This is a genomic window from Butyrivibrio sp. FC2001, from assembly GCF_000424125.1.
In the GTDB taxonomy this organism is placed as follows: domain Bacteria; phylum Bacillota; class Clostridia; order Lachnospirales; family Lachnospiraceae; genus Butyrivibrio.
Genome location: NZ_KE384133.1, coordinates 13,109 through 38,428 on the forward strand (window position 1 = coordinate 13,109; position 25,320 = coordinate 38,428).

Consider the following 25,320-nt stretch of genomic DNA (forward strand, 5'->3'; position numbering starts at 1 on the left):
ATTATTATAGATAAAGGGATTTAAATATCCCTCTTTTAAGGAGGCTAACAATGGCACTATTTAACAACTCAAAGGCAGATGGTTCAATGGACGTAGCTGCAGAACCCATTACTTCATTTATTGCAGCCGGAGCCATTCTGGATGGACCCTTTAGCGCTAAGGAAAGCACACGTGTCGATGGCACCATTAATGGTAACGTATCTGTAAATGGTTCTCTCATCGTTGGTCAGGAAGGCAAGATTAACGGAGCTGTTTCAGCTACTAACCTCTTCCTCGCAGGAGAGATCAACGGAAACGTAACTGCGAGCACAGGAAAGGTCGAGATCAGCGACACCGGCAAGCTCATTGGTGACTTATCAGCCAAGACTCTGGTAATTGATGAAAACGCTGTTTTCCAAGGTCAATGCCAGATGACAGCAGAGAAAACTTCTGCTGAGACGGCAAAGGAGAGAGCTTCTGCAAACTAAGAATTATGGAAACGGGACTATCATTTTGATAGTCCTGTTTTACTTTATATATAGAAGAAAAAAAGCGTAACAGCTAACTGCTACGCTTAAATCACAAACTCAAAATCTCGTTTGTTCCTTAGTTCTCTTCCGACTTCATCTTAGAAAATACAAGTGCATATCCATCATCGCCATAGTTGAGAGATCTGTTGACACGGCTTATTGTAGCTGTAGAAGCTCCGGTCTTCTCTGCTATCTCGAGATAGGTCTTATGCTTCCTGAGCATTGCTGCAACCTCAAATCTCTGTGAAAGAGACATAAGTTCATTCACTGTGCAGAGATCCTCAAAAAAGCTATAGCACTCTTCCTTATCGCTAAGTGACAGAATGGCCTCAAATAAATGATCCACCGCTTCTGTACGAATTTTCTTGTTCATGTTACCCTCCATAGTTTCGAAAGAATAAATACGCCCCCAAGTCTTGCAAGAAATGAAATAAAACAAGGTATAATATGTACTATATTTCGTCAATTTCATTTCTTAGCTTTCATATTTTAGCACACTAAACAATTAAAGTAAAGGGATGCGGTAAAAGCTTAGATAAATTGTGATTTTTTTCGCGAATATTTTAATAATTCCTTTACTTTTAACACTCATTGTGATATCCTAATTATGTTGTTTTAATACAACATATCGTCAATTGATGTACTCGTTTGACGATAAGAACTATTTTTTATTTTTTAGTGGAGGTAAGCTATGAACAAGGGTACAGTTAAGTGGTTCAACAACCAGAAGGGTTACGGCTTCATTTCTGATGAGGCAGGCAATGATGTATTCGTACATTATTCAGGACTCAACATGGAGGGCTTCAAGTCTCTCGACGAAGGCGCTGCAGTTGATTACGATGTAATCCAGGGTGAAAAAGGACCTCAGGCCGTTAACGTTAACAAGCTTTGATTAACGGCAAACATTTAATCAAGAATACAATGTGCCTTATTCTTAATATATAGAATCAGCAAGTGTACAAATGATTAATCAACGAACCCATCCGGTAACGGATGGGTTTTTTGAGCGTCGCGCACTACTCCTCTTCTATCCTACTATCTTTACTAAATTTTAATACTCTATTAATTGTTATTCCATATCCCTCAATGATATATTTAGATGTGTACAATCAAAAAACATATCCGTCACAGAGGAGGGATAACAAATGGGCAGACCTACCAGAAATATGTCTTTATTGTATTCGCTTTTAATTGCCATCGGCGGTGCTGTAATTCTTACAGGTTTAATTGTCGAACTTTTCACCATCAATAGCACTATTGCTACAACTAAAGAACAGACAACTCAGTATAGAGAAAGACTCCTTCAAGATATCAAGACTGAACTCAAGAATGAGACTCAGGAAGCCATGAGTGTATGCGCTATCATGAATTCCAGATACGAAGCAGGCCTTATGACAAAAGAAGAAGCCATGAAGGAAGCTGCTGACATCATAAGAGACCTGAAATATAACGATGGATCCGGCTATTTCTGGGTAGATACTTCTACAGGTATAAACGTAGTTCTTCTTGGCCGTGATACTGAGGGACAGTCCAGATGGGATTCAGTAGACCCCAATGGTACCAAGTTCATTCAGGAAATGATCAAAAATGGTATGCAGGACGGCGGTGGATATACAGAGCTTATGTTTGCAAAGCCAAATGAAACCGAGCCTCTTCCTAAGATCAACTACACAGCTTACTACCAGCCTTTTGACTGGGTTATGGGTACAGGCGTATGGGTAGATCATATTGATGCACTTGAAGCTGAGTATTCAGAGCATGCAGCAAAGGCACTTAACAACAGTATCCTTAAATCTATTATCGTACTTGTTGTAATGTGCGTTATCGGTCTTATCGTAGCATACTACATTGGTAAGAGAATCACAAAGCCCATTATCCTCATCGCAGAAGAAATGGGAAAGATGTCCAACAGCGATTTCAGCGACAACGAATCTATGCGCAAGATTCGTCCTCTTACAAAGAGCAAGAACGAGATTGGTCTTATTGCCGAAGCCCTTGATACCCTTCACCATAACATCCGTGAACTTATGGGTAAGATTTCAGATACAACCGCTTATGTTGCTTCCGCATCAGAAGAGCTTTCAGCAAGTGCTTCACAGTCAGCACAGGCAAGCGAAATGGTTGCAAACTCCTGTACAAACGTTGCTAATTCCTGCAGTGGTCAGATTACAGCAGTTTCAGGAGCAAGTGATGAGACTCAGGCATTTGTAAGCAACATGGAAGAATTCCAGCATGCAATCGTTGCTTCCAGTGACATGATCAACGCAACAAATGAAGCAGCAACCAAGGGTGCAGCTGACATGACACGCGCAACCACAATGATGGAAACCATCAAGGATTCCGTTGAGAATACAGCTACAATGGTTGAAGGTCTTGGCGACAAGCTTAAGAATATTGATTCCTTCGTTGATACTATCGCAGAAATCGCAAGCCAGACCAACCTCCTCTCACTGAATGCATCAATCGAGGCTGCAAGGGCCGGTGAAATGGGTAAAGGCTTCGCCGTAGTTGCAAGTGAGATCAGTAAGCTGGCAGATCAGTCCAACGAAGCTGCAAACAATATCACCGTTCTTATTGAAGACATTACAAAAAGTTCCGAAGAAGCCGTTGAATCCATGCGTGAAGGTGCTCAGAGCGTTATTGAAGGCTCCCAGGTTGTTAATGAAGCCGGTAACACCTTCAATGAAATCGTCAGCAAGGTTCATTCCGTATCCGAGCAGAGTGCCCGCATGAGCGAGATCGTAGATCAGCTCTCCGGTGGAACTACTACTATTGCTAACAACATCCAGAAGATTGAAGAAATGAGTGTCAGCGTAGCTGATGAGACCCAGAACGTATCCGCTGCATCCGAGCAGCAGACCGCATCAACCCACGAGGTTGCAGAGGCCTCCGACAGACTTGCACAGAACGCTCAGGAGCTTCAGGATTTCGTTGCAAGATTCTCACTTTAAACCAGATGTGCAAAACAGCCAGAGCATCGCTCTGGCTGTTTTTTACTGCAATAAAAAGGACCGTCATAGGTGACAGTCCTTCTGATTATTATAGATTTTTCCCATTTGTAGACAAAATCTGCTGCTTTCTATTTCTGACCACGTTGATACCCCTAGCCATATTAACAATCTGTCCACCTGATACATCATCAAGCTCATCATCATTTAAAGCAAGTCCATCAAGTTTCTCTTTTGCTTTTAATTCATCAAGATTAGCATCATCGTTTAATTTATTAGTACCCATATAATTGCCTCCTTTATAAAAAACACTGGATGTTTTTATTTACCTCTATATACCTATATACGAATTATAAAGGTAAAAGGCGACATTATAAATTAAATAAATATAAAAAAAGAATAGCCCTTTTATTCTGTATTTCTCAGATAAAAATCACTCATGAACGCGGCAGTACTCAGATATCTCATCAATTGACATGGCACCTCCGAATATTTCCAGAGCGCTGCCAACTGTCACATCAAGTCTGCCGTCAGCGCATTCTCTAAGGAGCTTTAGATCATCAAAGCTGTGAACTCCGCCGGCATAGGTGATAGGAAGCTTTGCCCAGCTACCAAGAAGGGTTGCAAGCTCTGCTTCAATTCCCGATTGCTTACCCTCTACGTCCACCGCATGAACAAGAAATTCATCGCAGTATGAGGATAATTCATCAAGAGTATCCATATTCACCTCCACATCAGTCATCTTCTGCCATCTGTCGGTAACAATGTAATATTTGTCTGCATCATGGCTTAAGGCACCTTCACCTGCTACAACTACGCCCTTCCTACAGGACAGATCAAGAACCAGGTGTTCCTTACCAACTTCGTTAAGGAGCTTTTGAAGATTGTCATAATTCACCCTGCCATCCTTAAATACATAGCTTGTTACGACGACATGGGATGCACCGGCGTCAAGGAATTTCCAGGCATTTTCAGCTGTGATTCCGCCTCCTACCTGAAGGAATCCCGGAGTCTCTCTAAGTGCGGACAGAGCCTGGTTAACCGATGCCTCATAATAAGGGCTGTCAGCAGCATTAAGGACTATGATATGCCCTCCGTGAAGGCCCTTTTCCTTATACATGCGTGCAAAAAAAGCAGCGTCCTGAGTAGACACGAAGTTCTCCGTTGCGGAGTCCCCCATGTCTCTAAGGCTACTGCCAACTATCTGTTTAACCTGTCCGTTGTGAATGTCTATACAGGGTCTAAGTCTCATATTCCCTCATCCGTCAGCTTCGCTGACACCCTCTCCCAAAGGGAGAAGGCAGTTTTTTATCATTCTATTACACTGCTCATATCATAAAGGCCCGCGTCTTTCCCTGCAAGGAACTTAGCTGCTTCGATGGCTCCCTTTGCAAAAACGGATCTGGAATATGCTCTGTGTGAAAGAGTTATAACCTCATCTGTTCCGGCAAAAATAACGTCGTGGTCACCAACAATTGTGCCACCGCGAACTGCGGAGATACCTATCTCCTTCTTGGGACGTTTCTCACGTCTTGTGCTTCTGTCGTATACGTACTCACACTTTTCTGAAAGAGAATCATTTACGCTGTCAGCAAGAGCAAGCGCTGTTCCGCTGGGAGCATCAAGCTTCTGATTGTGGTGCTTCTCAACAATCTCGATATCAAAGCCTGCAGCATCGAGTACAGGTGATATCTCCTTAAGCACCTTCATAAGCATGTTGATACCTACTGACATGTTGGCGGATTTAAGAACTGCCACCTTCTCAGAAGTGCTCTTAACCTTAGCAAGCTGCTCATCTGAAAGACCTGTTGTGCAAAGAACTACCGGGAGATTCTTTGAAGCGCATACTTCAAGAAGGTTATCTACAGCTGATGCATTGGAAAAATCAATTACAACATCAGCAGCTACGTCACATTTCTCAATAGAATCGAAAACAGGGAAGCTGTAGGTGTTATCACCGTAAGCATCAACTCCTGCTACGATCTCGATCTTGTCATCACCGGATGCAAGGTCTACAATTACGTGTCCCATACGGCCATTGCAGCCGTGCATAATAGCTTTAATCATACCAAGTCCTCTCCCCTCATCCGTCAGCTTCTCTGACACCTTCTCCCAAAGGGAGAAGGCTTAAATTACCCAAGCCTTCCGAATAAGGATCATTTATATTTTACTTTCCAAGAAATTTCTTAAGCTCTTTCTCGAGTACCACTCTGTTAGCCTCAGTCATTGTTGTAAGAGGAAGACGAAGCGGGCCTGCCTTAAAGCCAATCATCTCCAGAGCTGCCTTAACAGGGATAGGATTAACCTCTGAGAAAAGTGCATCGATAAGAGGAAGTGCTTTGAGCTGGATAGCTGCTGCCCCTGTGAAGTCTCCGTCAAGAGCCTTCTGGCACATCTCATGAGTTTCCTTAGGTGCTACGTTTGAAAGAACTGAGATAACACCGATTCCGCCAAGTGACATGATCGGAACTACAAGTCCGTCCTCACCTGAGTATAGGTCGATGGCACCGTCAGCGAGCTGCATCATCTTGGCTGTCTGAGCAAGGTTACCTGCAGCATCCTTGATACCAACGATATTGTCAACTTCCTTGCAAAGCTTGGCTGCTGTAGCAGGCTGGATATTGCAGCCTGTGCGGCTGGGAACATTATAAAGAATGATCGGAACATCCACTGCCTTGGCAATAGCTGTGAAGTGCTGAACAAGTCCGTCCTGAGTAGCTTTGTTATAGTAAGGAGTAACTGAAAGAATTCCATCAGCACCAGCCTTAGCTGCATCGACAGAAAGGTCAATTGCTGTCTTGGTACAGTTAGAACCTGCACCTGCAATTACAGGTACTCTCTTATTTACATATTCAATACAGAATCTTGAAACCTCCATGTGCTCCTCTTCTGACATGGTAGCACTCTCACCGGTGGTTCCGCATACAATAATGGCATCTGTTCCATTGTCGATCTGGAAATCAATCAGTCTCTTGAACTCCTCATAATTAACTGATCCATCTTCATTAAATGGTGTCGCAATGGCAACACCTGCTCCCTTAAAAACTGCCATAAAACTGTCTCCTTTTTTGTTTTATACCCCACAAAACTAAAGCTAACTCATCGCACGGAGAGTTAGCTTTAAAAATCATCATTGATCAAATTAGCCCGATAGCTCCCCATCTTACGATGACAGTCATACAGCTCTTAACTGTATGCCCAGGTACAAGCCCTACAGGAAAGCTCATCCTTCGGCGTATTGTCCTTTCCAAACTCCTCACCTGCGCCTGTCGCATCAGAATCCGTACTGATAAAATACGCAACCTCTATCTTAATATAAATCTTGAAAGAATCATAGCACTGTCACACTACAGTGTCAACGTGTTAAAAATAACATTCATAAATCCCGTCTATGACAGGCTGACTTATTCACTAATGATAACTTATAGAGCTTACCTCATTCCCTCCCAAAATCTGTCATGCTCTGTAAATTTAACCGTATCCTGTTCGGAAATCTCAGCCTTCGGCTTCTTCTCCTTGGTTCCGGTCTGTTCCATCTGCAGCTCGTCCTCTGAAGGGGATTTGTACACGTCAGTGTGCTCCCCGAAAATCTTATCTATAATAGCCATGTCAATTACCTCCTGCATTAGAATTTTTTTAATAACATCTCTTCTTATAGATAATCATTTTTCGTCTCTATTCGTTTAGATAATTATACCATAAATCATGTTTACAATATACAATTACAGCCTTTTTAATATGACTTTACTTCTCTCCAAAGATCACTTAAATGGCGATCTGCCTTTTCCCCGAGACTGACATAAATCTCCAGGTGATATTTTGATAAATCCGGGAAGGCTATCGGTGAATTTTTTATATCTTCGTCCTCAACCAGTTCTCTCGCAGCCGTATTGGGTGTTGAATAGGTGATATAATCAAAATTCATACATGCGATATCCGCTCTTGCCAGGAAATTCAGGAATTTCTCCGCATTTTCCTTATGCTTTGCATTCTTCGGAATAACCCATGAATCCATCCAGAAATTCGTTCCCTCTTTAGGGATTACGTACTCAAGGTCAGGGTTTTCACGCTGGGTAAAAATAGCCTCTCCGGAATAGATTACCCCAAGGGCCGCCTCGTTTCCTATCATCTTGTCACGAACCTGGTCAACCACATAGGCCTGAACCAGTTCCTTTTGCTTCTGAAGGAGCTCCTTAGACTCCTGGAGCTCATCTTCATCTGTAGTGTTTATGGAATATCCAAGCTTCATTTCCGCCACCATGAAAGCATCCCTGACGGAATCCTGCATCAAAATCTCGTCCTTGTATTTGGGATCCCAGAGAATGTCCCAGGAGTCGACCTTTTCCTTAACCATATTCTTGTTATAAAGAATCCCGATTGTTCCAAATACATAGGGCATCGAGAAGCGGTTCCCTGGATCATAGTCCTCTGCCAGCTTCCAGTAGTCATCTCCGATATTCACATAGTTTGGCACATTATTAAAATCGATTTCCTGAAGAAGATCATTATCTATCATCTTTTTGATCATATAATCAGAGGGGCACACCAGATCGTATTTCACAGCACCGGCCTTGATCTTGGGAAACATGATCTCATTGGTCTCAAACTCATCGTAGACCACCTCGATACCGGTTTCCTCCGTGAATATAGTGAGGACCTCCGGATCAATGTATTCACCCCAGTTATAGATATATACGACATTATCAGAATTACCTGCATCATTATTCAGCGCACATCCATAAAGAGAAGTCATGCAGGAAAGCACACAAAGAAGGGAAACGAATCTTTTCATACCGCACCTCTCCTTCCGGAACCTACCACGATCTCTTTTCTGGTCCTGATCTTTATTTCTCCTACAGACTGCTTGCTCCAGGGCTTGTAATTAACCAGAAACAGCAGAATAAGGATAGTCAGGAACATCAGCGTAGAAAGTGCATACATTTCAGGATTTATACCCTTTTTAATCTCGGAATATATCTTGGTGGAAAGGGTATCAAATCCGGGTCCCTGAGTGAAATGGGTAATGATGAAGTCATCAAGTGACATGGTAAAGCTCATTACAAATCCCGATACGATCGCGCTCATAAGATCAGGAAGCACAACCTTGAAAAAGGCATATAAAGGCTTTGCTCCAAGATCCAGCGCAGCCTCGTAAACGCTTGCATTAAGCTCCCTGTACCTTGGCATTACAGACAGGATTACATAGGGAATATTGAAGGTGATATGTGCAAAGAGGACTGTGGTAAATCCCATGGTCGCTCTTGCAGCTATAAACAGAAGCATAAGGCTGACACCCGTAACGATGTCGGCGTTCAGCATGGGGATATTGGTTATTCCCATAATTATGTTTCTGCTCCTTTTTCTCATCGCTACCATACCTGTGCAGGCAGCCGTTCCCAGGACTGTTGCGATAAATGCAGATAAAAACGCCAGTATTATTGTTGTCCTGAAGGCATTCATGACTTCTTCATTTTCAAAAAGGCTCTGATACCACGCGAGGGTAAATCCTCCAAAACGGGCACGGGATTTACTGGAATTAAAGGAAAGGATCATGAGTGTGGCAATAGGAGCATACAGGAAGATCAGTACAAGTGTCAGATAGATATGTCCAAGAGTTTTCTTCATCTTATGTCCTCCTTGTCATACTTAGAGGTGATCACCATACTGATAACAATGAAGATCATAAGCACCGCAGACAGTCCCGCTCCCGCGTTCCAGTCTGAATCCTGGGTAAAGAGCTGCTCTATTACATTACCGATGAGAAGGATTTTTCCTCCTCCCAGAATATCCGAAATGACGAAGGTGGTAAGACTGGGTACGAATACCATCGTGATGCCGGAGATTACTCCCGGAAGGCTGAGGGGCCAGATTACACGGAAAAAGATATCCCGATAGCCTGCTCCCAAATCCCTTGCAGCATTAATAAGATCCTTGTCTATTCTCGAAACTGAGTTATAGACAGGAAGTATCATAAAGGGCAAAAAGTCATAGACCATACCGAGAAGTATAGCCGGTGGCTTATTGATGATATAAAGAGGCGGCAGATTCAGAGCTGTAAGGAAGCCGTTTATAACGCCTTTTCTCTCAAGGATGTTCTGCCACGCATAGGTTCTAAGAAGTGAATTCATCCACATGGGAAGAATGAACAAAAGGGACAGTATAGATGAGTTGGTACTGATAACAGACGAAAGCACAACTGCCAGCGGATAGGCAATAAGCAGGCACAAAAGGGTCGAAGCCAAAGAAAAGGCAACGGAAAGAAGCAGTGCCTTTATGTTTACATAGGAAATAATATCCGCCACATTATCAATGGTGAATGCCCCATCTGCATTGGTAAAGGCATAGTACAGGACAAGACAAAGCGGAATGATTATAAAACCCACGCTCCAGATAAGATAAGGAGCTGCTACATATCTGGTGTATTTATTATTCATATATTTCCACAGCTTTCTCATCATCAGACTCAGGCTTATGCATGATCTGAATGTCAAAGGGATCCACATGGATTCCAACTCTTGAATCCACACTGAAGGAATCGGTGGAGTGAACTACAAATTCAAAGCCTCTTGCCATTACGCACATCTCGTAATGGACGCCTTTAAAGATAACATCGGTAACGATGCCCTCTATGGTTCCCTTTTCAGGCTCTATGAGGTCTATGTCCTCAGGTCTTATAACTACGTCCACAGGGTTGTTCTCTCCAAAGCCCGTATCTACGCAGTCGAATTTGGCGCCAAGAATCTCTACAAGCTTATCCCTTATCATGATGCCTTCAAGGATATTGGAATCGCCTATAAAGTCCGCAACAAAGGTATTCTGAGGTTCATTGTATATATCTGTCGGAGTTCCGATCTGCTGAATATAGCCCTGATTCATGACCACGATGGTGTCAGACATAGTGAGGGCTTCCTCCTGATCATGGGTAACATATACAAAGGTTATGCCAAGCTCATTCTTAAGCCTTATCAGCTCGTACTGCATGTCCTGCCTCAGCTTTAGATCCAGCGCTCCAAGAGGCTCATCCAACAGAAGAACCTTGGGCTCATTCACAATAGCTCTTGCTATGGCAATTCGCTGCTGCTGACCTCCGGACAAAGAATCAGGCATTCTGTCTCCAAAGCCCTCCATATTAACAAGCTTTAGCGCATATTTAATTTTGTCATTGATATACGATGTGGATTTTTTATGGATTTTTAGTCCAAAAGCGATATTCTCCGCAATGGTCATGTGCGGGAAAAGTGCATACTTTTGGAATACAGTGTTGACTTCTCTCTTATTCGGAGACAAAGAAGTGATATCATTCCCCTGAAAAATTACAGATCCGGAATCAGGAGTTTCGAAACCTCCGATTATCCTCAGGGTGGTTGTCTTTCCACAGCCTGAAGGTCCTAAAAGTGTGACAAATTCATTCTCTCTGATGTACAAATTAAGATCATCGAGTATTGTTGAGCTACCATAAGATTTTGTGATGTGTTGAAGATCAATGAGTTTATCCTGCATAATTATTCTCTCCACATTCTTATTGATATAACAATATCATTATATCTATTTTCCGTATCTATAACAAGCGCGGCAGGCATCACAAATATGCAGGATAATTGCTGGATTTATGCACTCTTCATCTCCTGAAGCTTACTTAAAATGGCGGCTGAAAGATTCTTATGTCCCTCCTCGTCCATGTGCTCATCATCAACGGCACTTGGATCTGCAAAATCAGAGGCAGCAAGGAACTGGTTACCCCTTCTTTTTGCAATTTTCTCATATTCACGCTTAAGATTTTTACTGGTCTCAATGGAATCCTTATCAAATTCAGGATCCTTTTCAGGAGTGTATACTTCGCTTCCAAGCTTAATGGGTGATACCACCAGGATTTTATTGGGAGATATGTATTTCTCCAACTCATCAAGGCAGAGCTCCAGCCCCTTTCCTATGGTGTGGGAGTTTGCATTAAAAATCTTCTTACAGTCATTTGTTCCAAGCATGATGATCGCCGCATCAAGAGGGTAATTACTCTCAATCAAAAGAGGAAGTATATCAGAGCCTTTCCTGAAGGGTCTTAGCTGATCCTCGAAAATCGTGGTCCTTCCACAAAGGCCATTCTCAATAATTCTGTCGTCGGAGAGCTCCTCCTGAACAAGACTTGTCCATCTTATTCCCCAGGGATAACGCTCCTTGGTGCCCGGGATAAGTCCCCATGTGTTTGAATCCCCAAATGCAAGTATATTTGCCATAATCCATACCTCATAATAAAATGTTTAAATATATAAATCTGTTTGTTTTTACGTTAATATTTCTGCTCTGTAATTCTTACATCTCTATTATGAAATATCAGCATTTACCTGTAAAATACACAAAAGTGATAGTCACATATAAAATGTAGCTATCACTCATAGTGTTTCGGTAACTCTTTTATCAGTCACCCATTATATTTTGTTTTTTAGACTTTATTTGCTTTTAAGCATATTCCTGAAGAGACTTGATGTTTCCACAGCCGCCCTTCTTGACTTCGCTTATACCCTGAGCTGCTGCCTTGGCTGCGGCAACAGTGGTTATGTAAGGGATGCGGGCCTTTATGGCTGCGCGGCGAAGGTAGGCGTCGTCGTACTTTGCTCCTTTTCCGATAGGAGTGTTGATTACAAGCTGTACATCGCCGTTCTTTATAAGATCCTCAACGTTGGGTCTTCCGCCCTCATAGTTTTTAAGGATCCTGGTTGCATCTATGCAGGCACCGGTTATGGTCTCATAGGTCTTACCTGTAGCGTAGATCTTGAAGCCCTCCTTTGCGAAAGCCTCTGCCAGCTCTGCTGCGTGGGGCTTATCCTCATCGTTAAGAGAAATGAGAACCGCACCCTGAAGGGGAAGAGCTGCATTTGCTGCTTCCTCTGCCTTGAAGAAGGCTTCTCCGGGAGTCTTTGCAAGTCCTAAAACCTCACCTGTAGAACGCATTTCAGGTCCGAGAACAGGGTCAACCTCAGGGAACATATTGAAGGGGAATACAGCCTCTTTTACACCGTAGTACTCAGGCTCTGTATTCTTCTTTGCATCAATGAGTTCCTGTACAGGTGACGGTCTTCCTGTGAGGGATGCAGTAATAATATCTGTCGCAACAGGTACCATCTTAATTCCGCAGACCTTTGATACAAGCGGTACTGTTCTGGATGCTCTGGGATTAGCTTCAAGTACGTAAACAGTATCATCCTCGATAGCGTACTGCATGTTCATAAGTCCTACGACATTCATCTCTACAGCGATCTTACGTGTATATTCCTCGATAGTCTTAAGGTGCTTCTCTGAGATGTGCTTTGATGGAACAATACATGCCGAATCACCGGAGTGAATACCTGCAAGCTCGATATGCTCCATAACCGCAGGAACGAATGCTCTCTCACCATCACTTATTGCATCTGCTTCGCACTCAAGTGCATTGTGAAGGAATCTGTCTATCAAAATCGGTCTGTCAGGAGTTACACCTACAGCGGCCTTCATGTAGCCTTCCATGCTCTCCTCATCCCTTACGATCTCCATTCCTCTTCCGCCGAGGACGAAGGAAGGGCGAACCATTACAGGGTAGCCGATTCTTGCAGCTATCTCCTTAGCTCCTTCAACATCAGAAGCCATTCCTGACTCAGCCATGGGAATACCAAGCTTCTCCATCATCATACGGAACTGGTCTCTGTCCTCAGCAAGATCGATAACCTCAGGAGTTGTTCCAAGGATGTTTACGCCCTCTTCCTTAAGCTTTGCAGCAAGGTTAAGAGGAGTCTGTCCGCCAAACTGTGCGATAACTCCAACGGGCTTTTCCTTTCTGTAAATCTGAAGAACATCCTCCAAGGTCAGAGGCTCGAAGTACAGAGTATCTGATGTATCGTAGTCAGTTGAAACTGTCTCGGGATTGCAGTTTACTATGATGGTCTCAAAACCAAGCTTTTTAAGTGCAAGAGCTGCATGTACGCAGCAGTAATCAAACTCAATACCCTGACCTATTCTGTTGGGACCACCGCCAAGGATCATTATCTTCTTAGCATCAGCTTCTCCGTCAGCCTTGGGATTCTCAAGGTTAGCATCTGCCTTATAGGTTGAATAGTAGTAAGCAGCGCCGTCTGTTCCATATACGTGAACGCCGTCCCACTTTTCAGTGAGTCCGAATTCGTCTCTCTTATTTCTGATATCATCCTCAGATACATCAAGAAGACCTGAGAGATACTTATCCGCAAAGCCGTCCTCCTTTGCCTTAAGAAGAACCTCTTTGGTAGGAACACTGCCTTTAAATTCTTTGACGATAGCTGTCTCCTCGTCTACGAGCTCCTTTATCTCATTAAGGAAATAGTGCTTAACCTTGGTAATATCGAATATCTCATCAACGGTAACGCCCTTCTTGAAGGCTTCATATATAAGGAAATATCTCTCAGAGGAAGCATCCTTTAAAAGATGAAGAATGTCGTCCTTATCCATCTCCTCATACTTCTTAACATTACCAAGACCGTATCTTCCCTTCTCAAGGGATCTTATAGCCTTCTGGAAGGCCTCCTTGAAGTTCTTACCGATGGACATTACTTCACCAACGGCTCTCATTTGCGTTCCGAGCTTATCCTCTACTCCGTGGAACTTCTCGAACGCCCAGCGTGCAAACTTAACTACCACATAGTCTCCGTTGGGAACATACTTATCAAGAGTTCCGAACTTTGAATCAGTAAGCTCAGCAAGAGTAAGACCTGTAGCAAGCTTAGCTGATACAAGTGCGATTGGGAAGCCTGTTGCCTTACTTGCAAGGGCAGAGGATCTTGAGGTACGGGGATTGATCTCGATAACAACGATTCTTCCGGTCTTGGGGTCATGAGCGAACTGTACGTTGGTTCCGCCGATGACACCGATATGCTCAACGATCTTATAGGCCTGACGCTGCAGCTCCTCCTGGAGCTTTTCATCTATTGTGAGCATGGGTGCAGTACAGAAGGAGTCTCCTGTGTGAACACCTACAGGATCAACATTCTCAATGAAGCATACGGTGATCATGTTATTATCCTTATCTCTTACTACTTCAAGCTCAAGCTCCTCCCAGCCAAGGATTGACTCCTCAACGAGAACCTGATGGATGATTGAAGCAGCAAGACCTCTGGCACAGACTGTCTGCAGCTCTTCCTTGTTATAAACAAGGCCGCCACCTGCGCCGCCCATTGTATAAGCGGGTCTTAATACCACGGGATATCCAAGCTCATCCGCCTCAGCCAGAGCTTCCTCTACGCTGTAGCAGGCCTTGGATCTTGCCATCTCTATGCCCAGCATGTCCATGGTCTTTTTGAACTCGGTTCTGTCCTCACCTCGCTCGATAGCGTCAACCTGAACACCTATAACCTTAACACCGTACTTATCAAGTACACCGGCCTTATATAATTCCGCGCATAAATTAAGACCAGACTGTCCTCCCAAATTGGGCAAAAGGGCATCCGGTCTTTCTTTTTCAATTACAGCCGCAACGCGGTCCACATTTAAAGGCTCAATATAAGTCCTGTCAGCCATCTCCGGATCAGTCATGATCGTAGCGGGATTGGAATTAACAAGAACAATCTCATAGCCAAGACTTCTGAGAGCCTTGCACGCCTGGGTTCCTGAATAGTCAAATTCGCAAGCCTGTCCGATAACAATGGGGCCTGAGCCGATTATTAGTACCTTGTGAATATCTGTTCTCTGTGCCATGTTTCTCTCCCATTCCTTAAAATTTCTTTCTAAAAATTTTATTATTCATAGGAGAAGAAAACAAGTGGGAATTTTATTCAACTGAAGCTATATTTCTTATAGCAGTGCCAGAACTGGCTTCTTGCCTCAAGTACAAACTCGCCATCTTTTTCAATCTTGTCCTTGAAATATGAAAGGAGCTTTTCCTCGTATCCTTCGATGGTCTTATCCTGGCCTTTGTAATAGTCCTTCATCTTCGCCACGATTTCTTTTGGCTCAGTATAATGCCAGAAGTTAGGTAAAAGAACTGATTCCACCCTTGCAAAATACTTCTCCATCATAGCGATGTACTGATTTCGTTTCTCCGTTTGACGGGCTATGGTTTCATCTATGAATGATGTATCTTCTCCAATTGCCTCAAGCACATCCTTGAAGATATTGTTCCAGTTCGCAACATTTCCACCGTTGAAGGAAAAAAGGCCATCCTCAGCTACGACTTTGCTGGCATGATTCACAATTGCCTCTATATCCTTTATCTCAGAATCAAGATAATGGCCTACAACCACATCATAAACACCGCTCTCTTCAATTTGAATCCAGGTCTTCTCATCCTCCAGATCAGCAAATTCAAGTCTTATCTCTACGCCCTCAGGTAATTTATCCTTGTTATCAGGAATGAACCCGGCAAAATCATCTGCCCAGCTTCCATGAATGTCATAGCCTGAAATCTTTGTTCCCTTTGGAATGTCCGTCCAGTTGTTTCTCCATAGCTTCGCATATCCACAGCCCAGGTCAAGAACCCTATTTTCCTCATGAAGATCAAGCGACTGAAAAATCCTCACATACCAGTCAAGTTCGCCTTTTGTATGTTTAAGCGCATCCCAGTGACGTTCATCAGCAGACTGATCTGCACTCACGTACTGTACAATACCTGCGACATCATCCCAATCAAGATCCTCCCCCCGAGCTAAAGTTCTTTTAATTGCGTCTGTAATTTTCTCAAGCTGATACTTCTTTTCCTCCATCTTCTGAAGCTGGATTTCCAGCGCACCTTTAATATCGCTGGCCTCTCCACTCTTTAAATTGTCACGAATTTCTTCAAGAGAAAAACCTATCTGCTTCAGAGCAACAATCTTTTCCAGAATCTGCAGCGCTGCCTCATCATATAAACGATAATTGCCCTCAGAATACTCAGTTGGTTTAAGGAGTCCCTTTTCATCGTAAAGGCGTATCGCCTTTTGTGTAACTCCCACCTTCTTAGCCATTTCTCCGGATGTCATTTTCTTCTCCATTTTCAGAACCTCCTTCTTGTTTATAAATCCACCTTAAGGGGTTCCCTAAGGGAAGAGTCAATGATAATTAAAAAAAACTTCTGAAATATGCCTCAGGCAAACATTCTTTTTTCTCATAATTCCACCACGCTTAATAACTGTTTTCGTGTGTCATACCAGTTATGATACGAGATTTCCATATTTTTAACTGTCATCGCTCCAAATGAATGTGGCTTTTCTATATAATCCATAAGCTCCGTAGGATTTGTATATTTATCATAAAGTCTGGAAATTGTTATATGCGAAGAAATTGTTTTATATCTCTCTTCCAATGATAATCCGTTAACCGCAAGTGAATTTCTCAAGCTTTCTCTAAACCTTAATAACTGTTCATCGTAATAGCCTTTTACCATAATTGCATTATCACTAGCCACAAGGCCATCAAAGGTGATTTTAAAAGGATCAATCTCCGAACAGCATTCTCTGATACACTTTATGTAATCATCCAGATTATGTGGCAACTCCCTGCCTTCTTCCCCTCTTAAGATATCCATGACCGTAATATGAAAATCCTCACATGGGTAATAATACAAATCCGGCTCTATATCACGTAATTCAGATATACATTTATTTATCTTGCCCGCTATCTCAGATGTAATCCGTATAAGAACGACCAGAGCCATCCTGTTATCATTTTTTGCATTGGAAAGGAAAGCATCCCCGACACCGCCTTCCAAAAATCTCTCTTTGTTGTCTGTGAGTATTCTTTTATAATGATTTTCTAATAAATTTCTATCCATCACTTTTTCTTTTCTTCAGTCCTCTGAGTCTTATCTCCTCTAACTCCGGTATCTTTCAAGCATACAGCCCACAGACCAAAACCATTCTCGCGGTACCGATTCATGTTTCTTTCAATCAAATGTATACTGCCCAGTTAATGCTATTTCCGCGGATCAAAAGTCACCATTACTTATAGTCAGCTGACACATCCATAAAATCTCTACTTCCATCGATGTAATCAGCATAAGCCGTCTCAGCATCTTTTCCATGAAAAACCTTGCAAAGGCCACACATATCGCAGTCTGCAATGCATGGAAAACGCTTTTTTATATATGCTCTTCGCTCTTCACTTGTAGAGTTGTTTATCTCCGGTGCACTTCCCATAAATCATAAATCCTCTCAATGAATCTGTCTGTCCTGGCGATATTTTTCCATGTACTCCATGTTTATCTCACGGATTTCTTTTTTGCCGTCAATGTAGTCCTGATATATATCCCAGGGACTACCACCACCAAGCCAGCATGATGAGCAGTTCTCACATCCTCCACCACAATCAAGGGAGTTCTTAACTATTTGTTCACGATCTTCCCTTGTTGTATCTTTGATCAGAATAGATTTCCTTTCCATAAGCACCACCTTACTTACACGCTATATAAACATCCAAGCTCTCACCATCTTTTTCCATCTCTATTGAAAAAATAACCCAAATTAATTCTAACTTCACGTCTCCCTATATCATTAAGTCTGTTTGACCATTCTTCGGGACAGACTTCAATGCATGCCATAAGCTCATCGTTATCGCCCACAACTCCAAATGCTTCAGCATTTTCCCAGTGATCCTGATATAAAGAATCCGGAAAATCATATTCATCGGGAGTATGAATAATTTCTCCCTCAACTAAAAATTATATCGATAAAAAGGGCAGCATACTATCCACAAATAAATGTATACTGCCAAGTTTATGCTATTTTCGCATCATTGCTATAACTATTTGAAGCCCTTTTTCTGTAAATCATCGCACCAGTTTTCTATTTCTTCATATGCTTTTTCAAGCTGTGTTATCTTAACTGTCATATGAACGTCATACCTTCCATCAGCTTCCCAGGAAGAAAGCACCAGTTTCTTATCTTCAATATACTTTGGAACTATAATACTTATTCCCAACGACCGTGCATAGTTAAGGAGCTCGTTTATTGCATGCTTGTATAGCTTTCTCTGATCAGGTTGCTTAACTGCATAATAAATCTGTATCTTTATTAATTTTTCAGCGGCCTGCTGCAAATGGTACGCCGCCTGACCTTTGAGATATTTTCCCTCTTTTGGTGTTCTCTTCTTTACTTCATCAATTGTTGAACCAGCTATAAACAAATCAGCTTTTATCTGTCCCATATTTAATGAGTAACTACTCCCTGACATACAAGACCTCTCCTCTGCTTATTTCTGCAAGTATCGCAGAATCATCTTCCTTTCCGGTTTTAAAATAAAGAATGTCATAGCTCTGTAAAAAATCATCGAACTCAGAGAGTTTATCAGCAAATCGCATAAATTGCTTTGATGTCAATGCTTTACCTTTTGGCTGGCTTCCAAAAACAGCTATATCTATATCAGATTCTTCTGTACATCTGTCTTCAATGCTAGACCCAAACAATATTATCTTATCGATTAAAGAACACTCTTTTGCTGACTCAGCTATGTTTTCCAGATATTTTCTTTTTATATCAGCAACTTTCACTTGTCTGTTACCAATTTTGACGTCAACAACTTTACACATAACATTTCTCCTATAAAAACAATCATCGACATCTGTTTTTATCTTTATTATACACCTTTTTTAGCTAATACCTTATCCTAAGATAATCCCAATTTCCACCTCCAGTTTTCGCCTTGTTTACTATTGTAGCAAAAAATCAAGTCTGCTCATCACGCCAATATCCTTCTATTATCTGCCCAATACCAGCCATATAGCAGTATTGCTCTAAGGATATTATCCGATATCATGCATATCCACGCTATTTCTATTCCAAATCCTAATACATGAACAAATATAAATACCCCCAGGACTCTCACAAACCATTGCGTAAATCCTGATACCACCAATGGAATCTTGGTTTTCCCAATTCCATTAAATACATATTGCATGACTATGGAGATTCCGAACATAGGCTCATTTATTGCAACAATACGCAGGAGCTTCGGCGCCAGAATAAGTGCACCTGCATCATTTGTAAAAAATGAAATAATTCCATCGGCACATATCAGTAATATTCCTGTTGCTATCATCATAATGAATACAATAATCACGCAGACCATGTTGGTTTGCCTGTTTAGTTTTTTTAGATTTCCTTCACCTCTTACATTGCCGGAAAGGGATGCAACAGCGCTGGCCATTCCGACAGCAGGGATGTAAAAAGCAGATTCGGCCGTAAATGCAATAGAGTGGGCAGCGTATATTTCTGTTCCGAGAGGAACTACCATAGCAGTAAAAATGACTCTCCCAAGGCTTGTAACTACAGATGTCAGAAAAGCAGGTACGCCAACCAAAATATACTTCCCTATAATTTCTTTTCCTTCAGCCCTCAGAAAATTGTCCTTGATATCAGCCTTTGCTATCATCGCAGTATCCTTATGCTTTTCATTGAAAAACAGCATAAGGATTCCGCCTGTCATAGTGGCAATTGCAGTTGCATAGGCTGCTCCCATAACACCCAAATTGCCTCTTCTGATATTTATTTCCATTCCCGAAAAGCTTATTATCTTGTCAGGGTAAATCAAAAACCAGTTAAGTATTACATTCAGAATGTTTATAAAACCATTAACCAGTAATGGTGTGACCATATCCTTATCCGCTTTTCTTATGCTTCCTGCTGTCACATTAAAAGCAAAGAAAACCCCCATGGATGAGCATATGGAAAAGTACATGGATGCAGGTCTTCTTATATCTTCTGCAGCCCCAAGAAATACCGGCAGGTACGGACTAATGATAAGAGGGATAGCTGTAGTAAATATCCCCACCACTAAAGCAAGAAAATATGCATGCAGGGTTGCATTCCTTAGTTTTCCCCTGTTTCCTGCGCCTATCTCTTTTGCCATATATGCAAGCACACCAACACCCAATGCATTTACTCCTGCCTTTATAAGAAATGTAACTTCATTTGTAATTCCTATAGTTGCCGATGCCTCTATGCCAAGCTTCCCCACCATAATAAAATCGGCATAATTGACAAGTGCCTGGAACGAGTATTCAATAATTGCCGGTATGATAAGGATGATTATCTCCTTAACCAGTTTTCTATTTCCTGTCATATTTCATTTTTTCTCCCGTTAGAACATATCAATGATATTGAAAAAGGGAGCTGCGAAAAGCTCCCTGGACTTAAAAATTATTAGATTACATAGGAATCCGCCGGCATGATCCTGGATAAAAACTGTCGTGTACGTTCCTCCTTCGGACGATAGAATATCTCGTCCGGCTTTCCTTCCTCTACCACAACGCCACCGTCCATGAAGATTACCCTGTCAGCAACTTCCTCCGCAAAGGACATTTCGTGTGTAACAACTACCATTGTGATTCCGCTCTTTGCAACCTTCTTTATAACCTCAAGTGTTTCGCCCACAAGCTCAGGATCAAGCGCAGAGGTTGGTTCATCAAAGAGAATAACATCAGGCTTTAAGGCAATGGCTCGTGCGATTCCGACTCTCTGCTGTTGTCCGCCTGAAAGCTGTGAAGGATAATAATCCTTTTTATCAAGTAGTCCAACCCAGCTAAGAGCATCCTCAGCAATTTTCGTTGCGTCAGCCTTTGACTTCTTCTGTACCTGTGTAAGACCCTCCATTACGTTCTGGATCGCTGTCTTGTGTGCAAAAAGTCCGTAATTCTGGAAAACAAATGCTGAATGTCTTCTGACATACAAAATCTCTTTTTTCTTTGTTTTCCGCAAATCTATCTCATTTCCCCCAAAATTCATAAGACCACTGTCAGCACGTTCCAAAAAGTTTATGCATCTAAGAAGCGTTGTCTTTCCCGAGCCGCTTGGGCCAAGTATGACCACCACTTCACCATCATTAACCCTTAGTGAAACGTCCTTAAGTACTTCCTGTTTTGCAAACGATTTTTTTACACTAGTTAACTCTATCACCCTGTAATCACTCCTTATCTCCGGCTCTGATCCACCGATCAGATTGCTTTAACCAACTGTTCTTTTCAAATATTTCCCGGAGTTTTTCTCTGCAATTGCCGCAAGTAATTCTATACATGCACCGATAATCCAGTAAACAAGAGCTGCTGCGACGTACCCTTCCAGGTAGCTGTAATATAGCAGCGCCGGAAGAAGCGCCCCTGTCATTATTTCTATTACGGATATCGCACTTACCAGATTTGATGCCTTCAGTAATCCGATCAGTGAATTCTGCATTCCCGGTAAAAGTATCGGAACCATCTGCGGGAAAATAATCCGCCTTAGTGTCTGAAATTTTGTAAGGCCTATACTATAACCTGCTTCGTACTGTGTTTTGTCAATTCCCCTGAATGCACCTCTTACGCTTTCACTGATCGAGCAGGATGTCCCAAGAATAAGTGCAAAAAAGCCAATGAAAATAGGATTTATATCACTTATCTGAACGCTTATATGAAAAGCTTCTGCAAAATCATTGTAAAAGGTCATAAAGATCAGATTGTAAAGTATAAGGGCTACCATCATCGGAAGCCCCATATAAATCGTGACAAAAATTGCAAAAAACTGTGATAATACAGGAACCCTGTAATGCCTAATGGTAGCAATAAAGGTTCCCAAAATCAGGCTCACTACAAATGTAATAGCAGTCAATTCCAATGTCACAGGTGCATATTTAAAAGCAGATATCAGGGATTCTAAAAAACTTGATACATTAAATGACATATATTTTCCCCTTTACTTCAGTTTTTTCTCAAGTAGTAAAAAAGCACCCTTCAAAATTAAACTGAAGGTAATATAAACAAGTGTCGCTGCTATATATCCTTCCAAAGTGTGCCCTGTAGCCGCACCAAGTGTTTTTGCTTTTCCCAAAACATCTACTACGCCGAGTGTAAATACCAATGATGTATTCTGAAACACTCCGACCAGATCCACACCGTAATGAGGCAGTGCAACCTTAAAAGCCTGGGGGAGCACAATTCGGCTAAAAGTTTGCGCTCCTGTCATCCCAATTGAATATCCGGCTTCTGTTTGAATGGAAGGTACAGAGGTTATGGCCCCTCTGAATATTTCACCGAGGAATGCTCCTTCATTCAATATAATCGCGATTTCCACAAATATTACCGGTTCTATCCTATTCAGGTTTATTCCAAACACATTCAGGAAAAGTGATCCTAGCAAAAGTGGAATCCCGTAAAATGCGATCATCATCTGAACCAGAAGTGGCGTTCCTCTCATGAACGAGATATAAACACTTATAATCTGACTTATTACCGGAATTTTCTTAAGCCTTAAGACTGCAACCAAGACTGCTAATATCGTGCCAAAAAGCATTGACCAAAACACTATATGGAAATTAACCGATATATTTGAAATTATTTTAGGAAATACATTTATAAATCTATCAATACTAAAATAATTTCCCATAGTCATTATTCCTCTTCAGTTACGTCGTATCCTACCCACTTGATAGCAAGCTCTGAAAGAGTTCCGTCTTCCTTAAGCTGCTTAAGTGCACCGTCTATAGCTTCCTGAAGCTCTGTCTCATCCTTGCGATACAGATAGTAGGTCTTTGAATTGTTTATAGGCTCTCCGACTGATTTAATGAAGTCTTTTCCGTCATCACTGAAGTTAGTATTAAGCTTTATTACATCACTCTTCTTAAGAACAGTTGCTGCTGCAGCGCCTGACTTAATTGCTGCTGCGGCCTCTTCATCAGAGCTTGATTCAGCTGTTACAAGTTCAACTTCCTGTCCGGGATGCTCTTCATTCCACTTTGTAAGTATCTGAGTTGTTGCGCTTGTTCTTCCGCCGGTTCTTATCTTCTGACCTGCAAGATCTTCAAGGCTGTCCACATCGCTGTCTACAGGTACTGCAAGGTATGTAATGTATGATGTATAGGTCTCACCTGAGAAAAGATACTTCTCTGCTCTTTCATCCGTATATTCATACTGATGTGCCGCTATATCTATTTTTCCTGCCTCAAGTGAAAGTACCAGCTGATCAAAGGCCATTGACTGATATTCAAATTCATACTGAGGAAGAAGCTCATCTATCTTGGCAAGTACGTCGTACTCATATCCAACTGCTTCACCATTTTCGTCAAGGTAGCAGAAGGGGTTGTAATTGATTCCGGATCCTACAATAACTGTCTTAACCTCTCCGTCTGCTGAATCGCTTGTTGCAGTTGCTTCATCCTTTACTTCTACTTCATCCTTTACTTCTACTTCATCCTTTGCTTCTGTCTCAGTGGTATTTGCTGCCTGAGCTCCTGTGCCTGCTGAGCTTTGGCATCCTGTAAGTGCAGCCATCATTGCCATTGTAGCTGCTCCTGCGGTAATAAATTTGATAGCCTGTAATTTCTTCATTTTCTCCTCCTTCTTGCAGCTATATACTGCACCTTAAATTTTGCTGACCATTTATTCCCGTAAACTGAAAAAACCGAAGGAAAATGAGCTACCCAATGATAGTAGTCATTCGCCTCCGGTTGTCCAGTCAGCAACTTGTTTTGTTGTTAAGAAGACTATACTCTTGGTCGCTGCATTGCACAATTAAGTAGTTATTATGGTTAGCAATAAGAATTCATTATCATATAAGCTGATCACCAACTAAGTCTTTACATAACAAAAGCCCTGCCATTTTCGGCAGGGCATAAACATTATAAATCAGTTAAATCTCTGGGACGCTACAGTATAAATATCCTCAATAAGTCTGATCCCACCGGTATATCCCACAATGAAATCATCAAATACGATCTTGTCCTTTACAGGCCATGAGATGTTAAGGAAGTTACCCTTAAGGTCATCCGTGATTTCCTTATCGTAATATCCACCGAGAATAAGCGGATAGCCATGGTAATCATGCTCCTTTATGGCTTCATGGATCTTGTAGCCGTCAGTCTCAAATACCGCCTCAGCTTCAAGACCGTAATTCAGGTTCTTGAACTCCTCAGCAATAGCCTCTCTGTATTCCTTGGGTGTATCATCCACGATAAACTGCTTTGCAGGGATAAGTCCCAGATCGTTTGTCAAAAACTTAGTGATACCAAGTGTATACTGTGCATCAGCCACAACAGAGAACTGCTTGTTGATTACACGGTTTTCCAGGAAAAGATCTGCATAACGTTCAATCAGATAATAGTAGTATTTCTCATGCTCTGTGATTACTTCTTCAACCTTCTTTTCGTCGACATTTGCATACTTTCCTACCTCTCTCAAGAACTTACTTGTTTCAAAAGCTCCGACAGGAAGTGTCTTATAGTGAAGGTAAGGAATTCCCAGTTTTTTCTCCATCTTCTTGACATTCTTAAGAGAAACCCAGGGGGATACCAGAAGGTTAAACTCAGCATAAGGGATCTTATTGATGTTATCAATTCCTCTGTTATAGCCAAATATAGTATTGGGAGTAAGTCCGATTTCCTCAAGGAGCTTCTCCAGCTCTCTTAGATTACCAAGCCAGAACAGATCCTGATACGGAACATCAGCCCAGATATTAACAAGACCTTTCTGTCTTGCCTCAGGCTTTTCAAGATACTGATCGATGATAGCATCAATAACCTGCTCATGTCCCTTGTAATTGTTTCCCTTAAATCCTGCTGTAGGCGCATATATAACAGGCTTATCCGCATCTGCAAATTCGGAAACAACCTCGCCTGAATCATCTCCCACAATTTCAGGAATACATCCCGTAAGTACGACATACATATCTGCGTCGATTACCTTGAGGGCGTTGTCTATTGTAGAATGGAGCTTTTTTACACCACCGAATACAACATCTTTCTCATTGATACTTGTACAGGGAAAAATGTTTGGTGAAAAATATCCACTGCTGCCTGTACCGTCTGAAAGCTTCTGAGCGCATCCCGGACCTGAATGAAGAACCGGTATAGCTCTGTCTATTGCCTGCACTGTCTGCATTGCAGCAAGCGCACATTTATATCTTTGCTTGTCCAATAATTTTGCCATTACT

Annotated in this window: 27 protein-coding genes and 1 riboswitch; of the genes, 3 read left to right on the forward strand and 24 right to left on the reverse strand. The window is 42.0% G+C overall.

Features of this window, described 5'->3' with window-relative positions:
- The first annotated feature begins 50 nt into the window (after window positions 1–50).
- A complete protein-coding gene (locus G601_RS24005; RefSeq protein WP_051201125.1) occupies window positions 51–467 on the forward strand; it encodes a bactofilin family protein in 417 nt (138 codons plus the stop codon).
- A 118-nt stretch (window positions 468–585) separates the two neighbouring features.
- Here G601_RS24005 and G601_RS0117720 read toward each other — a convergent pair whose 3' ends face one another.
- Window positions 586–882 carry a YerC/YecD family TrpR-related protein gene (locus tag G601_RS0117720; RefSeq protein WP_026493289.1) on the reverse strand — a complete coding sequence of 99 codons (297 nt, stop codon included), beginning with the start codon at window positions 880–882 and terminating at the stop codon, window positions 586–588.
- 318 nt (window positions 883–1,200) lie between these two features.
- Between G601_RS0117720 and G601_RS0117725 the strand changes: the two genes are divergently transcribed.
- Both G601_RS0117725 and G601_RS0117730 read left to right on the forward strand, forming a co-directional pair.
- Entirely contained in the window at window positions 1,201–1,401 is a 201-nt protein-coding gene (locus G601_RS0117725) for a cold-shock protein (RefSeq protein WP_022761586.1), read from the forward strand.
- A gap of 253 nt (window positions 1,402–1,654) precedes the next feature.
- Window positions 1,655–3,460: a methyl-accepting chemotaxis protein gene (locus G601_RS0117730; protein ID WP_081673605.1), complete on the forward strand. Its 1,806-nt coding sequence runs from the start codon at window positions 1,655–1,657 to the stop codon at window positions 3,458–3,460.
- 88 nt (window positions 3,461–3,548) lie between these two features.
- Here G601_RS0117730 and G601_RS0117735 read toward each other — a convergent pair whose 3' ends face one another.
- From G601_RS0117735 to G601_RS0117850, 23 genes are all read right to left on the reverse strand, one after another.
- On the reverse strand, window positions 3,549–3,743 hold the full coding sequence (locus G601_RS0117735) for a hypothetical protein (protein ID WP_026493287.1): 195 nt from the start codon (window positions 3,741–3,743) through the stop codon (window positions 3,549–3,551).
- 147 nt (window positions 3,744–3,890) lie between these two features.
- Entirely contained in the window at window positions 3,891–4,709 is an 819-nt protein-coding gene (gene hisA, locus G601_RS0117740; protein WP_026666115.1) for a phosphoribosylformimino-5-aminoimidazole carboxamide ribotide isomerase, read from the reverse strand.
- A 59-nt stretch (window positions 4,710–4,768) separates the two neighbouring features.
- Window positions 4,769–5,524, reverse strand: a complete 756-nt coding sequence (dapB, locus tag G601_RS0117745) for a 4-hydroxy-tetrahydrodipicolinate reductase (RefSeq protein WP_026493285.1) — start codon at window positions 5,522–5,524, stop codon at window positions 4,769–4,771.
- Window positions 5,525–5,624: 100 nt separating this feature from the next.
- Window positions 5,625–6,509 carry a 4-hydroxy-tetrahydrodipicolinate synthase gene (dapA, locus tag G601_RS0117750; protein ID WP_026493284.1) on the reverse strand — a complete coding sequence of 295 codons (885 nt, stop codon included), beginning with the start codon at window positions 6,507–6,509 and terminating at the stop codon, window positions 5,625–5,627.
- 91 nt (window positions 6,510–6,600) lie between these two features.
- Window positions 6,601–6,773, reverse strand: a riboswitch (Lysine riboswitch).
- Between the two features lie 115 nt (window positions 6,774–6,888).
- A complete protein-coding gene (locus G601_RS26305) occupies window positions 6,889–7,065 on the reverse strand; it encodes a hypothetical protein (RefSeq protein WP_155829604.1) in 177 nt (58 codons plus the stop codon).
- Window positions 7,066–7,190: 125 nt separating this feature from the next.
- Window positions 7,191–8,249 (reverse strand): ABC transporter substrate-binding protein, encoded by a 1,059-nt coding sequence (locus tag G601_RS27465; protein WP_026666116.1) that lies wholly within the window; start codon window positions 8,247–8,249, stop codon window positions 7,191–7,193.
- The gene (locus G601_RS27470; RefSeq protein ID WP_026493282.1) at window positions 8,246–9,082 is read right to left on the reverse strand and encodes an ABC transporter permease; all 837 of its coding nucleotides are present in this window, start codon (window positions 9,080–9,082) and stop codon (window positions 8,246–8,248) included. The genes G601_RS27465 and G601_RS27470 overlap by 4 nt, the downstream gene beginning before the upstream one ends.
- Window positions 9,079–9,891: an ABC transporter permease gene (locus tag G601_RS0117770; RefSeq protein WP_026666117.1), complete on the reverse strand. Its 813-nt coding sequence runs from the start codon at window positions 9,889–9,891 to the stop codon at window positions 9,079–9,081. The genes G601_RS27470 and G601_RS0117770 overlap by 4 nt, the downstream gene beginning before the upstream one ends.
- Complete coding sequence (locus tag G601_RS0117775) at window positions 9,884–10,957, reverse strand: ABC transporter ATP-binding protein (RefSeq protein ID WP_026666118.1); 1,074 nt, start codon at window positions 10,955–10,957, stop codon at window positions 9,884–9,886. The genes G601_RS0117770 and G601_RS0117775 overlap by 8 nt, the downstream gene beginning before the upstream one ends.
- A 107-nt stretch (window positions 10,958–11,064) precedes the next feature.
- A complete protein-coding gene (locus tag G601_RS0117780) occupies window positions 11,065–11,688 on the reverse strand; it encodes a GDSL-type esterase/lipase family protein (protein WP_026666119.1) in 624 nt (207 codons plus the stop codon).
- Between the two features lie 223 nt (window positions 11,689–11,911).
- Window positions 11,912–15,151: a carbamoyl-phosphate synthase large subunit gene (gene carB / locus G601_RS0117785; protein ID WP_026666120.1), complete on the reverse strand. Its 3,240-nt coding sequence runs from the start codon at window positions 15,149–15,151 to the stop codon at window positions 11,912–11,914.
- A gap of 77 nt (window positions 15,152–15,228) precedes the next feature.
- Window positions 15,229–16,422, reverse strand: coding sequence for a MerR family transcriptional regulator (locus tag G601_RS0117790; protein WP_026666121.1), 1,194 nt, complete (start codon window positions 16,420–16,422; stop codon window positions 15,229–15,231).
- A 113-nt stretch (window positions 16,423–16,535) separates the two neighbouring features.
- A complete protein-coding gene (locus G601_RS0117795; RefSeq protein WP_026666122.1) occupies window positions 16,536–17,201 on the reverse strand; it encodes a 2'-5' RNA ligase family protein in 666 nt (221 codons plus the stop codon).
- Window positions 17,202–17,367: 166 nt separating this feature from the next.
- A complete protein-coding gene (locus G601_RS0117800) occupies window positions 17,368–17,565 on the reverse strand; it encodes a hypothetical protein (RefSeq protein WP_026666123.1) in 198 nt (65 codons plus the stop codon).
- Window positions 17,566–17,580: 15 nt separating this feature from the next.
- On the reverse strand, window positions 17,581–17,808 hold the full coding sequence (locus G601_RS0117805; protein ID WP_026666124.1) for a hypothetical protein: 228 nt from the start codon (window positions 17,806–17,808) through the stop codon (window positions 17,581–17,583).
- Window positions 17,809–18,169: 361 nt separating this feature from the next.
- Window positions 18,170–18,571 (reverse strand): hypothetical protein, encoded by a 402-nt coding sequence (locus tag G601_RS0117815; RefSeq protein ID WP_026666125.1) that lies wholly within the window; start codon window positions 18,569–18,571, stop codon window positions 18,170–18,172.
- A 13-nt stretch (window positions 18,572–18,584) separates the two neighbouring features.
- Complete coding sequence (locus tag G601_RS0117820) at window positions 18,585–18,953, reverse strand: nucleotidyltransferase domain-containing protein (RefSeq protein WP_026666126.1); 369 nt, start codon at window positions 18,951–18,953, stop codon at window positions 18,585–18,587.
- 149 nt (window positions 18,954–19,102) lie between these two features.
- Window positions 19,103–20,485 (reverse strand): MATE family efflux transporter, encoded by a 1,383-nt coding sequence (locus tag G601_RS0117825; protein WP_026666127.1) that lies wholly within the window; start codon window positions 20,483–20,485, stop codon window positions 19,103–19,105.
- A gap of 80 nt (window positions 20,486–20,565) precedes the next feature.
- The gene (locus G601_RS0117830) at window positions 20,566–21,318 is read right to left on the reverse strand and encodes an amino acid ABC transporter ATP-binding protein (RefSeq protein WP_026666128.1); all 753 of its coding nucleotides are present in this window, start codon (window positions 21,316–21,318) and stop codon (window positions 20,566–20,568) included.
- Between the two features lie 48 nt (window positions 21,319–21,366).
- A complete protein-coding gene (locus G601_RS0117835) occupies window positions 21,367–22,077 on the reverse strand; it encodes an amino acid ABC transporter permease (RefSeq protein ID WP_026493271.1) in 711 nt (236 codons plus the stop codon).
- Window positions 22,078–22,089: 12 nt separating this feature from the next.
- Window positions 22,090–22,779 (reverse strand): amino acid ABC transporter permease, encoded by a 690-nt coding sequence (locus G601_RS0117840; RefSeq protein WP_026493270.1) that lies wholly within the window; start codon window positions 22,777–22,779, stop codon window positions 22,090–22,092.
- Between the two features lie 5 nt (window positions 22,780–22,784).
- The gene (locus G601_RS24010; RefSeq protein ID WP_051206014.1) at window positions 22,785–23,720 is read right to left on the reverse strand and encodes a transporter substrate-binding domain-containing protein; all 936 of its coding nucleotides are present in this window, start codon (window positions 23,718–23,720) and stop codon (window positions 22,785–22,787) included.
- Between the two features lie 297 nt (window positions 23,721–24,017).
- Window positions 24,018–25,316 (reverse strand): nitrogenase component 1, encoded by a 1,299-nt coding sequence (locus G601_RS0117850; protein ID WP_026493269.1) that lies wholly within the window; start codon window positions 25,314–25,316, stop codon window positions 24,018–24,020.
- Between the last annotated feature and the right edge of the window lie 4 nt (window positions 25,317–25,320).

Coding starts and splice junctions, on each gene's coding strand:
- G601_RS24005 (WP_051201125.1), top strand. CDS start 51: ATGGCACTATTTAACAACTCAAAGGCAGATGGTTCAATGGACGTAGCT.
- G601_RS0117720 (WP_026493289.1), bottom strand. CDS start 882: ATGAACAAGAAAATTCGTACAGAAGCGGTGGATCATTTATTTGAGGCC.
- G601_RS0117725 (WP_022761586.1), top strand. CDS start 1,201: ATGAACAAGGGTACAGTTAAGTGGTTCAACAACCAGAAGGGTTACGGC.
- G601_RS0117730 (WP_081673605.1), top strand. CDS start 1,655: ATGGGCAGACCTACCAGAAATATGTCTTTATTGTATTCGCTTTTAATT.
- G601_RS0117735 (WP_026493287.1), bottom strand. CDS start 3,743: ATGGGTACTAATAAATTAAACGATGATGCTAATCTTGATGAATTAAAA.
- hisA (WP_026666115.1), bottom strand. CDS start 4,709: ATGAGACTTAGACCCTGTATAGACATTCACAACGGACAGGTTAAACAG.
- dapB (WP_026493285.1), bottom strand. CDS start 5,524: ATGATTAAAGCTATTATGCACGGCTGCAATGGCCGTATGGGACACGTA.
- dapA (WP_026493284.1), bottom strand. CDS start 6,509: ATGGCAGTTTTTAAGGGAGCAGGTGTTGCCATTGCGACACCATTTAAT.
- G601_RS26305 (WP_155829604.1), bottom strand. CDS start 7,065: ATGGCTATTATAGATAAGATTTTCGGGGAGCACACTGACGTGTACAAA.
- G601_RS27465 (WP_026666116.1), bottom strand. CDS start 8,249: ATGAAAAGATTCGTTTCCCTTCTTTGTGTGCTTTCCTGCATGACTTCT.
- G601_RS27470 (WP_026493282.1), bottom strand. CDS start 9,082: ATGAAGAAAACTCTTGGACATATCTATCTGACACTTGTACTGATCTTC.
- G601_RS0117770 (WP_026666117.1), bottom strand. CDS start 9,891: ATGAATAATAAATACACCAGATATGTAGCAGCTCCTTATCTTATCTGG.
- G601_RS0117775 (WP_026666118.1), bottom strand. CDS start 10,957: ATGCAGGATAAACTCATTGATCTTCAACACATCACAAAATCTTATGGT.
- G601_RS0117780 (WP_026666119.1), bottom strand. CDS start 11,688: ATGGCAAATATACTTGCATTTGGGGATTCAAACACATGGGGACTTATC.
- carB (WP_026666120.1), bottom strand. CDS start 15,151: ATGGCACAGAGAACAGATATTCACAAGGTACTAATAATCGGCTCAGGC.
- G601_RS0117790 (WP_026666121.1), bottom strand. CDS start 16,422: ATGGAGAAGAAAATGACATCCGGAGAAATGGCTAAGAAGGTGGGAGTT.
- G601_RS0117795 (WP_026666122.1), bottom strand. CDS start 17,201: ATGGATAGAAATTTATTAGAAAATCATTATAAAAGAATACTCACAGAC.
- G601_RS0117800 (WP_026666123.1), bottom strand. CDS start 17,565: ATGGGAAGTGCACCGGAGATAAACAACTCTACAAGTGAAGAGCGAAGA.
- G601_RS0117805 (WP_026666124.1), bottom strand. CDS start 17,808: ATGGAAAGGAAATCTATTCTGATCAAAGATACAACAAGGGAAGATCGT.
- G601_RS0117815 (WP_026666125.1), bottom strand. CDS start 18,571: ATGGGACAGATAAAAGCTGATTTGTTTATAGCTGGTTCAACAATTGAT.
- G601_RS0117820 (WP_026666126.1), bottom strand. CDS start 18,953: ATGTGTAAAGTTGTTGACGTCAAAATTGGTAACAGACAAGTGAAAGTT.
- G601_RS0117825 (WP_026666127.1), bottom strand. CDS start 20,485: ATGACAGGAAATAGAAAACTGGTTAAGGAGATAATCATCCTTATCATA.
- G601_RS0117835 (WP_026493271.1), bottom strand. CDS start 22,077: ATGTCATTTAATGTATCAAGTTTTTTAGAATCCCTGATATCTGCTTTT.
- G601_RS0117840 (WP_026493270.1), bottom strand. CDS start 22,779: ATGGGAAATTATTTTAGTATTGATAGATTTATAAATGTATTTCCTAAA.
- G601_RS24010 (WP_051206014.1), bottom strand. CDS start 23,720: ATGAAGAAATTACAGGCTATCAAATTTATTACCGCAGGAGCAGCTACA.
- G601_RS0117850 (WP_026493269.1), bottom strand. CDS start 25,316: ATGGCAAAATTATTGGACAAGCAAAGATATAAATGTGCGCTTGCTGCA.